Origin of the sequence: Streptomyces sp. NPDC051315, assembly GCF_044455165.1 — a bacterium.
GTDB lineage: Bacteria > Actinomycetota > Actinomycetes > Streptomycetales > Streptomycetaceae > Streptomyces.
The window spans coordinates 101946-114700 of sequence record NZ_JBITEN010000026.1; the positions used below are offsets into that span (position 1 = coordinate 101946).

Annotated in this window: 6 protein-coding genes and 1 pseudogene; 2 read left to right on the forward strand and 5 right to left on the reverse strand. The window is 72.1% G+C overall.

Translation table 11 applies throughout. The annotated features are described in order from the left end of the window. Positions 1–29: 29 nt before the first annotated feature. The 5 genes and pseudogenes from ACIBBD_RS35385 to ACIBBD_RS35405 form a co-directional block, all read right to left on the reverse strand. Positions 30–4865 (reverse strand): annotated as a pseudogene (locus ACIBBD_RS35385) (SDR family NAD(P)-dependent oxidoreductase); the annotation flags it as partial. 101 nt (positions 4866–4966) lie between these two features. Then, positions 4967–8056, reverse strand: a complete 3090-nt coding sequence (locus ACIBBD_RS35390; RefSeq protein WP_399423675.1) for a type I polyketide synthase — start codon at positions 8054–8056, stop codon at positions 4967–4969. A gap of 45 nt (positions 8057–8101) precedes the next feature. Then, positions 8102–8839 (reverse strand): thioesterase II family protein, encoded by a 738-nt coding sequence (locus ACIBBD_RS35395; protein ID WP_399423676.1) that lies wholly within the window; start codon positions 8837–8839, stop codon positions 8102–8104. Beyond that, the gene (locus ACIBBD_RS35400; RefSeq protein WP_399423677.1) at positions 8836–10083 is read right to left on the reverse strand and encodes a cytochrome P450; all 1248 of its coding nucleotides are present in this window, start codon (positions 10081–10083) and stop codon (positions 8836–8838) included. Before ACIBBD_RS35400 ends, ACIBBD_RS35395 begins: the two co-directional genes overlap by 4 nt. Then, complete coding sequence (locus ACIBBD_RS35405) at positions 10080–10391, reverse strand: phosphopantetheine-binding protein (protein ID WP_399423678.1); 312 nt, start codon at positions 10389–10391, stop codon at positions 10080–10082. Before ACIBBD_RS35405 ends, ACIBBD_RS35400 begins: the two co-directional genes overlap by 4 nt. A 295-nt stretch (positions 10392–10686) precedes the next feature. Between ACIBBD_RS35405 and ACIBBD_RS35410 the strand changes: the two genes are divergently transcribed. Further along, positions 10687–11523, forward strand: coding sequence for a putative nonproteinogenic amino acid hydroxylase (locus tag ACIBBD_RS35410; protein ID WP_399423679.1), 837 nt, complete (start codon positions 10687–10689; stop codon positions 11521–11523). A gap of 141 nt (positions 11524–11664) precedes the next feature. Next, positions 11665–12585: a phytanoyl-CoA dioxygenase family protein gene (locus ACIBBD_RS35415; RefSeq protein ID WP_399423680.1), complete on the forward strand. Its 921-nt coding sequence runs from the start codon at positions 11665–11667 to the stop codon at positions 12583–12585. Positions 12586–12755 lie beyond the last annotated feature (170 nt).

Sequence of the window (12755 nt, forward strand, 5' to 3'; positions counted from 1 at the left end):
CCTGTGCCGGCTCGGCCGCGGCGGCACGGCTAGCCGAGCTCCTCGTCCAGCAGCGAGAGAAGCTCTTCGGCCGAGGCCGCGCTGATGCGGTCGGCGACCTCGCCCGTCGCCGCGTCGTCCGGTGTCGGACGGACCCGGCCCTGCAACTCGCCGAGAAGCTTGGCCACGGCGGCCCGGTCGTCGCCCGCGAGGTCCGGCAGGGCTTCCTCCAGCCGGTTGCCCAGTGCCACGATCTCGCTCGTCAGGGGCTGGGCCGAAGACTGCTGGACGGCGGGTCCGCCCGGGTCGACGCACGCCATCAGGTATTCCGCGACGGCACGCGGACTGGGATGGTCGAAGGCTAGCGTGACGGGCAGTTTCAGCTCGGTCAGCGCGGCGAGCCTGTTCCGCAGTTCGACCGCCATCAGCGAATCCAGGCCGAGGTCCCGGAACGCGGCGGTGGGTTCGACGGGCGCGGTCCCGTCGTGGCCGAGGACACGTCCGGTCTCCGCTCGAACGGCCTCGACCAGCACCGCCTCGGCACCGGCCCGCGGCAGGGACCTGATCTGCCGGGCGATGTCCGGGGCGGCGGTGTCACGCGGCTCCGTACGGTCGGGGACAGCGGACGCCCCGGTCGTGCCGCGCGGGGGCGGGGAAACGGTGCGGCCGCCGCGCAGCGCACCGAGCGCGGAACGGTCCAGGCGCGCCGGTACCAGCACCGGCTCGTCGCGTGAGATCGCCGTGTCGAAGAGCGCCAGGCCTTCGTGCGGCGGCATCGGCCGCACGCCCTGCCGCCGCAGGCGGGCGATGTCCGCTTCCCGCAGAGCGGCGCCGAGTTCGCTGGGATGCTCCCAGTAGCCCCAGCACAACGCGTCGGCGACCAGGCCATCGGCGCGCCGGCTCGCCGCCAGCCCGTTGAGGAACGCGTTGGCAGCCGCGTAGCCGGTCTGCCCGGCTGTCCCCAGCACGCTCGCGACCGAGGAGAACAGCACGAACGCGGACAGGTCCAGATGCCTGGTCAGCTCGTGCAGGTGCCAGGCGCCGCGGGCCTTCGGGGCAAGCACCGCGTCGACGCGGTCCGTGGTCTGCGCCGCCAGGACTCCGTCGTCCAGAGCGGCCGCGCAGTGGACCACGGCGGTGAGGGGATGCTCCTTCGGCACCGACGCGATCAGGCCGGCGACGGCCGCACGGTCGGTGACGTCGCAGGCGACCGTCTCCACGTGCGCGCCCACGGCGGCCAGTTCGCCGCGGAGCCCGGCCGCCGCGGGCGCCGCCGGTCCGCGCCTGCTGGTCAGCACCAATCGGCGGACACCGTGGCGGTGCGCGAGGTGGCGGGCCAGCAGGGCACCCAGTCCGCCGGTGCCTCCCGTGATCAGTACCGTCCCAGCGTCGAGACGGGGACCGGCCTCGGCCGGTTCGGACTCGCCGACCGGCGTCAGTCGTGGGCTGGACATCGCTCCGCCGCGGATCCTCAGCTGGGGTTCCCCCGTCCCGGCGGCCGCCGGGAGGCATGCCCACGAGGCGCTCCGGTCGTCGGTGTCCACGAGCACGAACCGGTCCGGGTTCTCGGTCTGCGCGCTGCGGACGAAGCCCCAGACCGCCGCCGCGGCGGGATCGGGCCGGGGTGTGTCGTCGTGGACCGCGTCACGGGTCACGACGACCAGGCGCCTGCCGGAGAACCGCTGGTCGCAAAGCCAGGCCTGGGTCCATCGCAGCACCCGGTGGAGGTTCCGCCCGGCGGTGGCGCAGGCATCGTCGCCGGCTTCGGGCGGGTCGACGAAGGCCAGGACGACCGGGGGGATCGCCCGCCCGGACTCCGCCAGTTCATCGAGGTCGGCGACGACCGTGGCGTCGTGCCCCAGGGATGCCGCGACCTCGGAGGGAGCTCCCACCACGGCGTACCGTGTCTCGGTCGCGCCGACGGGAACGGCGCACGGCTCCCATTCCACCCGGTGCAGCCGCGACAGCCGTCCGCTGTCCACCACCGCGCCGCCCTGCTCTTCCTCGCCGGGCCCTGCCGTCGCGGCGCCGACGGTCGAGGGGCCGGTGCCGGTGCCGTGCGGGGCGTCGAACCAGTACCGCTGCCGTTGGAAGGCGTACGTCGGCAGCTCCACCCACCGGCCGTCCGTGTGCGGGAACGCCGCCTCCCATGACACGTCGAGACCCGAGACGAACGCCTCGCCCACCCAGCGGTACAGCCGCGCGAGACCGCCGTCGCCGCGGCGCAGTGAACCCACCACCACGCCGTCGGCGTCCTCGTGGGCATCGAGCATCTCCTGGATGTTGACGGTGAGCAGCGGGTGCGAGCTGATCTCGACGAACACGCTGCGCTCCTGGCCGAGCAAGCTGCCCAGGGTGTCGCCGAACCGGACCGGCTCTCTCAGGTTCCGGAACCAGTAGGCGGCGTCCAGCTCCGCCGTGTCGAGCAGGCCGCCAGTCACCGTCGAGTGGAACGCCACCGGTGAGGAGACGGGCGTGACGGGGGCGAGGTCCTCCGTGAGGCGGGCCTCGAACCTGTCCAGGAGCGGCGAGTGTCCGGGCACACTCGCGGGGATCCGGCGGGCGCGTATGCCCTCCGCCTCGCACGCGGCGAGCAGTTCCTCGACCGCTGCCGTGTCACCCGAGACCGCGGTCGAGAACGGTCCGTTGACGGCTGCGATCACAGCCCGGGACCCGAGCCGGTCCAGCAGCCGACGCACCCGGTGTTCGGCCGCCACGATCCCGGCCGTGCAGCCCTCTTCGGCCGTCGTGGCCAGCAGGCGTGACCGCTGGGCGACGACCCTGGCGGCGTCCGGCAGCGTCAGGGCGCCCGCGACGTACGCCGCGGCGATCTCGCCCTGGGAGTGTCCGACCACGGCGTCCGGCACCACGCCCAACGACCGCCACACCTGCGCCAGCGACGCCATCACGGCGAACAGCACCGGCTGGACTACGTCGATGCGGTCCAGATCCGCCGCCTCCGGGCCGCCGCACACCGTGTCGATCAACGACCAGGACACCCAGGGATCCAAGGCCTCGGCGCAGGCTCGCATCTGCTCGGCGAACACCGGGCACGTCTGCCACAGCTCCGCGCCCATGCCCGCCCATTGCGCTCCCTGCCCCGGGAACACGAAGACCGTCCTGCCGACCGGCTTCGCGACGCCCGAGGCCACGCCGGCGAGGTGTCCGCGGCCCTCGGCCACGGCGCTGAGGCCGGTGAGCAGCTCCTCGCGGTCCGCCCCGATCACCACGTGCCGGTGCTCGAACAGCGAGCGCGTACCGATCAACGACCGGCCGACCTGAGGGGCCATCAGGCCGGGGTGCGCGGCGACGTGGTCCCGCAGCCGCCGGGCCTGCTGGCGCAGGGCTTCCGGCGACCGGCCGGACAACACCCAGGGCACCGCCACCGGGGCGTCGGCCGGCCTTCGGCCCGGTACCGGGCTCTCCGCCGGACAGGACGAGGCGAGCTCCCCCTCGGGTGCCTGCGGGAAGACGGGTGCCTGCTCGGGCTCGGGTACCTGCTCGGGCTCCGGTGCCTGCTCAAGGACGACGTGCGCGTTCGTGCCGCTGACCCCGAAGGACGAGACCCCCGCACGGCGGGGACGCCCCGGCGCGCCGGGCCAGTCCCTGGCCTCGGTCAGCAGCCGTACCGCTCCGGAAGACCAGTCGACGTGCGGCGTCGGCCGGTCCACGTGAAGCGTTCTGGGCAGCACTCCGTGCCGCATGGCCATGATCATCTTGATCATTCCGCCGACGCCCGCTGCCGCCTGGGTGTGGCCGATGTTCGACTTCAGCGAACCCAGCCACAACGGATCGTCCACGGCCCGGTCCTGCCCGTAGGTGGCGAGCAGGGCCTCCGCCTCGATGGGGTCACCCAGCCGTGTGCCGGTGCCGTGCGCCTCCACCGCGTCCACGTCACCGGGCGACAGCCTGGCGTCGGCGAGGGCGGCCCGGATCACTCGCCGCTGCGCCGGTTCGCTCGGCGCGGTCAGCCCGTTGGACGCCCCGTCCTGGTTGACCGCGGAGCCCCGGATCACCGCCCAGATCCGCCGCGCGTGACGCCGCGCGTCCGACAGGCGCTCCAGCACCAGCACGGCGGCACCCTCGCCCCACGCGGTGCCGTCGGCGGCCTCGGCGAACGACTTGCACCGTCCGTCGGCGGCCAGGCCGCGCTGCCGCGAGCCCTCCACGAACAGACCGGGGGTGGGCAGCACCGACACGCCGCCGGCGAGCGCCAGCGTGCACTCCCCCGACCGCAGGGACCGCACGGCCTGGTGGACGGCCACCAGCGACGAGGAGCACGCGGTGTCGAACGAGACGGCCGGGCCGTGCAGGCCGAGCACGTACGCCACCCTGCCCGAGGCCACGCTGGGATACGTGCCGGTGATACGCAGGCCCTCCACCTCCGCGGCCGCCTCCTCGCCCATCCGCGGTCCGTAGTCGACCCCGTAGATCCCCGTGAACACGCCGGTCGCCGAACCGTGCAGTCCGGCAGGCACGATGCCCGCCCGCTCCAGCGCTTCCCACGAGATCTCCAGCATCAGCCGCTGCTGCGGGTCCATGGCCAGCGCCTCACGCGGACTGATCCCGAAGAACGCCGCGTCGAAGTCGGCGAGCCCGGGCAGGAACCCGCCCGTGCGGAGGTAGGACTTGCCGTGCGCCAGGGGGTCCGGATCGTGGATCTCCTCGAGGTGCCATCCTCGATCCCGCGGAAAGTCCCCGATGGCGTCCACGCCGTCGGAGACCACGGTCCACAGTCCTTCGGGGGTTGTCGCGCCCCCGGGGAAGCGGCACCCCACGCCCACGATCGCGACGGGCTCGTGAGCGGATTCCTCCAGCTCGCGCACGCGTTCCCGCAGAGCCTGCGCATCGCTGACGGCGCGTCGCAAGTAGGACCGGAGCTTGCTGACGTCCTCCACCCATGCCTCCCTGAACGATCTGACGGACGGTCCTGACGAACGGATCTGACGGACGGGCCTGACGGACGAGTACGTGTTGCTGCGCGGGCCTAGGCGTATCCGCGGTCGATCAGTTCGAACAACTCATCGTCGCCGCAGCCTTCGGCGTCGGCCCGGGCCGTCGCTTCCGGGGCATCCAGGGGGTCCGCGGGCTCCGGTGCGAGCAGGGAGTAGAGGTGCCGGCTGAGCTTGCGCGCGGTGGGGTGGGAGAAGGCGACGGTGGCCGGCAGCCGGACGCCCGCCGCCGCGGCGAGGCGGTTGCGAAGGCGCACGGCCATCGACGAGTCGAGGCCGAGGTCCTTGAAGGAGACGTCCGGGTCTGGCCGGACGCCCTGGCCCGGCAGATCCGCGGAGCGGCTCAGCACCGCCGCAGCCTCGGCGCTCACCAGACTGAGGACGGCGCGTTCGGAGTCCAGACGGGTGGTCCCGGGGGCCGTGCCGTCGGCATCGGGCTCCGTCAGCCAGTACCGCCGCCGCTGGAACGCGTAGGCGGGAAGTCCGATTCTGCGCGGCCGGTGGGCGGTGAACAACGGCTGCCAGTCGACCGGCACTCCGCGCACGTGGAGCTCGGCGGCCGACAGCAGGACGTCACTCACCCCTCCGTCGCCCTTGTGCAGGGTGCCCACCATCGGCGGCGTCACCGCCAGCGAGTCGGCCGTCTCCGCCATCGCCACGTCGAGCACCGGGTGCGGACCGACCTCGACGAACGCACCGGCGCCGCCGCGCAGGAGGCCTTCCACCACTGTGCCGAAGAGCACGGTGGAGCTCAGGTTCTCGTACCAGTACGAGGCGTCGAGCGCGCGCGTGTCGAGGGGTTGCCCGGTGACCGTGGAGTGGAACGTCATGGACGAGCTGCGCGGCGCGAGATCCGCGACGGCGTCGAGCAGCCGCGCACGGACACGTTCGACGTGGCGGGAGTGGGAGGCGTAGTCCACCTTGACCCGGCGCACCCGCACCTGCTCACCGGCGGCCATCGCCGCGAACTGGTCGAGAGCCGCTCCGTCCCCGGAGATCACCACGGAGCCCGGCCCGTTGACCGCGGCCGTGGACAGCCGCCCGGACCACCGCGGCAGTCGGTCGCGCACCCAGTCGGGAGACGCGGAGACCGCGCTCATTCCCCCGCCGAAGCTGGTCAGTTCGGTCAGCGCCCTGCTGCGCAGAGCGACGACCTTCGCCGCGTCCTGGAGAGTGAGGCCGCCCGACACGCACGCCGCGGCGATCTCGCCCTGCGAGTGCCCCACCACCGCGTCGGGCACCACACCCAAGGACCGCCACACCTGCGCCAGCGACACCATCACGGCGAACAGCGCCGGCTGGACCACGTCCACCCGGTCCAGCGAGGCGGCCGGCTCCGCGCCGGTCACGACGTCGATCAGCGACCAGTCCGTCCAGGGCGCCAGCGCCCGGGCGCACGCATCGATCCGGTCGGCGAAGACCTCGGACTGTGCGTACAACCGCCGTCCCATGCCCACCCATTGAGACCCCTGTCCGGGGAACACGAAGACGATCGGGCCGGTCTGCTCCGTGGCCGTCCCCCGTACCGACCGCGCCGCGTCCCCGCCCGCCGCGAGGGCATCGAGCGCGGCCAGGGATTCGGCACGGTCGTCGCCCAGCACCACCGCGCGATGCGCGAAGTGCGTCCGTGTGGTCAGCAGCGAATGCCCCACGTCGGCGGCGGACAGGGTGGCGTCCGCGGACAGGTGGTCCCGCAGCCGCGCCGCCTGTTCCCGCAGCGCGGGCTCGGACCGCGCGGACAGCACCCACGGCAGTACTCCCGAACCCGCGGCGACGGCACCTCGACCGTGCGCGGCACCGGGAGCCGGAGCCGCTTGCTCCTCCGGGGCCTGTTCCTCCTGCGGGGCCTGTTCGAGAATCACGTGCGCGTAGGTGCCGCCCATGCCGAAGGCCGACACCCCGGCCCGTCTCGGCCGTCCGGGCGTGCTCGGCCAGGGCCGCGCCGCTCGTAGTACCTCGAAGTCCTCGTGGAAGTCCGGGACCGAGGGGTGGGGCGACCGGTAGTTCAGGCTCGGGACCAGCTGGGCGTGCTCGATGCAGAGCGCCGCCTTCACCAGTCCGACGATGCCCGCGGCGGGCTCCAGGTGGCCGACGTTCGTCTTGACCGAACCGACCACCAAGGGGCGGCTCCTGCCGGTCCGCCGGGACACCATGCGCAGGCCGGACAGTTCGGCGGGATCGCCGCGCCGGGTGCCGGTGCCATGTGCCTCGACGTATCCGACTCCGTCGAACGGCACATCGGTGCTCTCCAGCGCGGCCAGCACGGTCGCCGCCTGTGCCTCGGCGCTGGGGTCGGGCATCCGGGTGGTGGCGCCGCCGCTGCGGACGCCCCAGCCGCGGACCACGGCGTGGATGCGGTCGTGATCGGCGACAGCGAGGTCACGGCGTTTGAGGACAACGAAGGCTCCGCCCTCCCCCCGGGCGAAACCGTTGGCCCGTTCGTCGAAGGTGAAGCAGCGCCCGTCGGGCGAGAGGACTCCCAGGTTCGCCAGGCCGAGACCGGATTCCGGGTCGGCGATGAGGTGCACGCCGCCCGCGATCGCCATGTCGACCGCGCCGCTGCGGATCCGGTCGCAGGCCAGTGCCAGGGCGACCAGCGAGGAGGACTGGCCGGAGTCCGCGCACAGGCTCATGCCGCGGACGTCGAGCAGGTTCGAGATCCGGTTCGCGATCAGCGCCCCGCTCGATCCGAGCGCGGAGTAGTGGTCGTCCCGGTCGCTGCCGGACAGCTTGCGCAGCAGCTCGTACCCGGAGGGTGCGCCAGCGACCACCACGTCGACCCCGCGGCCCGCGAGCGCGGCCGCCGGCACGCGGGCGTCCTCGACGGCCTCCCAGGCGAGTTCGAGGCCCAGTCGCTGGACGGGATCCATGGCGACCGCCTCCTCCGCGGGGATGCCGAAGAAGTCCGCGTCGAACAGGTCGACGGAGTCGAAGAACGAACCCGCGGTCACCGTGGCCGCGTCCGGATGGGACGGGGGCCGCACGTCGACGGCCCGCTGCCCGGGAAACACGCCGACGGTCGACTTCCCGTCGAGCAGGAGTCGCCAGAACTGCCCCAGGTTCCGCACACCGGGAAAACGGCACGACATCCCGACGACTGCTATGTCCGCGGCTGTGCTCCTCATGCTGCCCCTCTCCGGCCTCTTCGGCTGACGGCGGTCTCACGGCACTCACCGCCAGCAAGTCACCAACTCCTGCAGTTCGTGCGGGGGGTTCATGAAGGCGTGGTGGCCGCCGTCGATGACGTGGAGCTCGACGGTGTCCGAGTACTGCCGCCACCCCTGGAGCTGGTCGAGGCTCACGTCCGGGTCGTCGCGCCAGTGCAGGACGACGAGGGGGCAGCCCAGCGGGACCGGTTCCGTCCGCCGGTACTCCCGTGCGGCGGCGAGGTCCTTCAGCAGGACGGCCATTCCCAGGTCGACGATGTCCGGCCGCGGGTCGATGCCCCGGCTGCGGACGACCGTTTCCAGCTCGCCGCGCAGCTCGGCCTCGGTCATGCTCAGCATCCGGTCACGGGGGCCGTCGTGCGGCGGCGCCTGGCCCGACACGACGAAACAGTCCGGCCGCGGCAGCCCCAGGCCGGGGAGCAGGGCCGCGGTCTCCAGCGCGTGCAGCGCGCCCGCGCAGTGTCCGAAGAACGCGAACGGCCGGTCGAGACGGGGCCGCAGGGCCTCGGCCAGGTCGGCCGCGAGTTTCCCGTAGGTGCCGTAGTGGGGCTCGGCGAGCCGGTTCTCACGGCCGGGGAACTGGAGCGGGCAGATCTCGGTGTCGTCGATCGACGCGGGCCAGGCGCTGAAGGCCGAGGCTCCGCTCCCGGAGTAGGGGAAGCAGAAGATCCGGGCGGGCCGGTCGGTGGGGTGCGGCCGGGCGAACCACGGCGATGCGGCGGTGGCGGGGCCGGGGTTCATGCGGTGGTCCGTTCCCGGGCGACGATGGGGAGATGGGTCATCCCCGCGATGAAGAAGGACCGCAGGTGCCGGGGTTCGCCGGCGAGGCCGATCGACGCGAACCGGTCGAGCAGTTCCTCGAAGAAGATCCGCAGGGTCATGCGGGCGAGCGGCGCGCCGATGCAGTAGTGCGGTCCGAACCCGAAGGCGACATGACGGTTCGGGGTTCGTGTGACGTCGAACCGGTGGGGGTCGGGGAAGTGGGCGTCGTCCCGGTTCGCGGACCCGATCCACGCGACGACGGCGCCCCCCGCGGGGACGGTGCCGCCGCCGATCCGGGTCTCACCCGTCGCGTACCGCATGAAGTTGCAGGCGGGCGAGGTCCAGCGCAGTGCCTCCTCGACCAGATGCCGAACCAGTGAGGGGTCGGCCTGCGCCTTCGCGAACTGCTCGGGGTGTTCGACGAGCGCGAGGACCGCGCCCGCCACGGTGTGCGGCGTCGTGACGTTGGCGCCGAGGAGGATGCTGTAGCCGTCGTAGGCGATCTCCTCGTCCGTCAGCGGGGCGCCGCCCGCACGCACGCTCATCAGGTGGTCGAGCAGGCTGCCGTCCTCGCCTCCGGCAGATCGCCGTCGCCCGACCCAGTCGGTGACATAGGCGAGCAGCTCGTGGTGGGAGATGGCGAGCGTCGCGGCTTCGCTGCCGTGCCGGAAGTGCGGGTCCGAGGGGGCCGTCACCATCGCGGTCAGCTGCACGAGTTCGTCCCAGTCGCGCTCTGGTATCCCCAGCAGGGGTCCGGTGACGATCGCCGGGAGACGCAGGGCCTGCTCGGCCAGGTCCCAGGGGTCCCCGGCGAGCGCCGGTTGGAGGAAGCGGACGACGGCGCGCCGGATGCGCCCCTCCCAGGAGGCCACGGCGCGCCCGGTGAGTCTGCTGCCGATCGCCCGGCGGACCTGGGTGTGCCGGGGCGGGTCGGTGGACGTCATCAGCAGGCCGGAGGCCACGTCGTCCTGCCCGAGGTGGGTGACGACGGTGCCGCGCTCGGAGGTGAACTCCCGGTGGTCCCCGAGGACGCGGCAGACGTCGTCGTGGCGGGTCACCGACCAGAACTCCCGTCCGTCGGGCAGGAGCTGATGGTGCAGGGGCGCCTCGGCGCGCATCGTGTCCCAGACCGGGTGCGGGTCGCCCGTTTCGTAGAGGTCCAGGTCGAACAGGTTCACACCGTCGAGGCCGGTGACCGGACCGGAGCCCGGTGTCAACCTCACGTGAGCGTCCTTCCCTGCGCGACAAGACCGGCGACACGGGCCGGCGTCTGCGCCAAGTAGAAGGCGCGCACCGACAGTTCGACGCCGTAGTCCTGGGAAACCCGGTCGATGATCTTGATTCCGATCAGTGAATTGCCGCCGAGGGCGAAGAAGTCGTCCTCCGCTCCGACCTCGCCGTCGTTGAGGTATTCGCCCCATAGCTCAGCGATCTCCTGAACGAGGCCCACCGGCGCGCTCGAAGGCTCGGCGCGTGATGGTGACGCCTCGTCCCGGCCACCTTGCCGGTGGCCCTGCGGCCCCCATTCCATTGGCAGCCTTCCCTTTTTCCGCTGTCCCGCCAGCGGGGCAGCACGGACCTCTTGCCGGGGGTTGGTTGTCCCGCCGACAGGACAGGTGTGACTCGTCCGATCCTGCACCGGCCGGCGCATCGATGTCATGGGCCGCACCGACCGGATCGCGGAACGCGACGGCCATAACGCCTCACGGGTGCGGGCGCGGCCATGCCGTTGCCAAGGAATCTCTCGCAGAAATACCGTGACGGCTCAGAGCTACGCCCGGCAGCTGGCGGGCGCGTAAACCATCATTCCGTTGAAGGGGATTTCGTTGCTGAACTCGCAACGACTCGCGGTGCTGCCCATCAACTCGTACGACCTGGATTCCGAGCTGTCCGTCGTGGACCGCCACGAATACCAGGGCGAGTACGACGCCCTCACTTTCGGGGCGTGGTCGTGCCATGTTCTGGCCAACGGCAGCGGCGCCAAGTCCGACATCGCCTTCCGGCCCCACAGCGACCGTCTCACCCTCACCGAGCTCGGCAGACAGCTGCCGAACATCATGTCCGTGGTGAGCAACCACTTCTCCCTGGACCGACTGCAGTGGGTGCGCGTCTTCAGTCTCCGTGACGGCGCGATGGCTCCGCACGTCGACTTCCTGGAGTTCGAGGAGCCGGGCACACGGGTGCAGATTCCGCTGCGGACGACCGAGGAATCGCTGCATTCCGAGAACGAGACCGTCTATCACCTGCGGCGCGGTGAGGTGTGGAAGATACACACCACCGACCCGCATTCGGCGGGCAGCACATCCGACATCGCCCGGCTGTCTCTCTGCCTCGACTTCGCGGACGCGGACGAGCCGGTCGAGATCCGCGGTGACATTCCTCCGACCGAGCCGATCCGCATCATCGACCGGCCCGAACCGACGGCGGCCGAACTCGAAGAGCTCATGGAATCCTGCCGGAACCTGACCCCCGCGAACATGCGGTCGGGATTCCGCCGATTCGCCGACCTCCACTTCAAGCGGCACTCACACGCCGCCACCGTCTTCGACTGGTACGTCGAGGCGGCTCGGCGGTCGGGAGACGACGAAGTCGTCGCGAAGGCCGAGGCTTTCCGCACGTACTGCATCGAGAAGCGGAGCCAAGGGGAGACGTTCGAGTGGTGATGAGCCCACAGGCCCGCCTCTTCCGCCGTTCCCTTTTCGTGCGCCGCGCAGGCCGCTAGAAGCCGGCGGGCAGGGGCGCCGTGGCGGCCGCACAAATTGTTTCGCACGGCAAGCACCTGGCACAGAAAAAGGAGCTGGCGCATGACTGGACTTGGCGAAGGCGTTCTGGAGAAGGCCTCGGCGGAGTACGACGAACAGGGCTTCTCGATCATCCGCAACGTGGTGCCACCGGAGGTCCTGGAGGAGGCGCGGGCCCACGTCGAGTGGCTGACGCGGAAGTATCCCGACCTGCGCCCCGAACACTTCCACCACCCCCTGATCCGCAACGACGCCTTCTGGGCCCGCCTGGTCTCCGACCGCCGTCTGGTGGACATCGCGGAGTTCTTCCTCGGCCCGGGCCTCGCCTGCTTCACCGCCCACTACATCTGCAAGCCTCCCTACGACGGCCAGCCGGTGCTGTGGCACCAGGACGGCGCGTACTGGGCGCTCGAGCCGATGGAGGCGCTGACGGTGTGGCTGGCCATCGACGAGAGCACCACGGAGAACGGCTGCCTGCGGATGATTCCCGGCAGCCATCACCTGCCGCTGCACCAGCCGTCGGCCCGCACCGACAAGCCCAACATGCTGTTCTCCACCTCCGACGAGGAACTGGTGCGGGAGTGGGCGGACAAGTGCGGGGTCGTGGACATCGAGCTCCAGCCGGGCGACGTCTCGATCCACCACCCCCACCTGCTGCACTGCTCGGAGGCGAACACCTCCGCCAAGCGGCGGTGCGGCCTCGACATCGGCTACATCTCGACGGCCACGCGCATCTACAGCGAGGGGATCTACCTCGATCCGCTGCTCGTGCGCGGCACCGACACCGCCGGCCTCAACAGCTACCGCAGGTTTCCCGCCTACCAGGAGGGCGAGACGATCCCCTTCGCGGGCCAGGAGGAGTGGAACCGTAAGGTGGCCGCGCTCAACGAGGCACTCCCGGCCCGGAGTCTGCCCGAGGAGAGCCCGATCGAGTCCACCCGGCACATGATCGACCGGCTGCGCGAGGGTACCGTCAAGAGCTGACCCGCCCCCCTACGGCAACGTGGGGGGGGGCGCCCCCGGGGGGGGGGGGGGGGGGGGGCCGGGGGGGGGGGGGGGGGGGGGGGGGGGGGGGCCGGCGGGGGGGGCGGGGGGGGGGGGCGGCGGGGGGGGGGGGGCGGTGAGGGCCTGACGGGGTCGCGCGACCCGGCGGG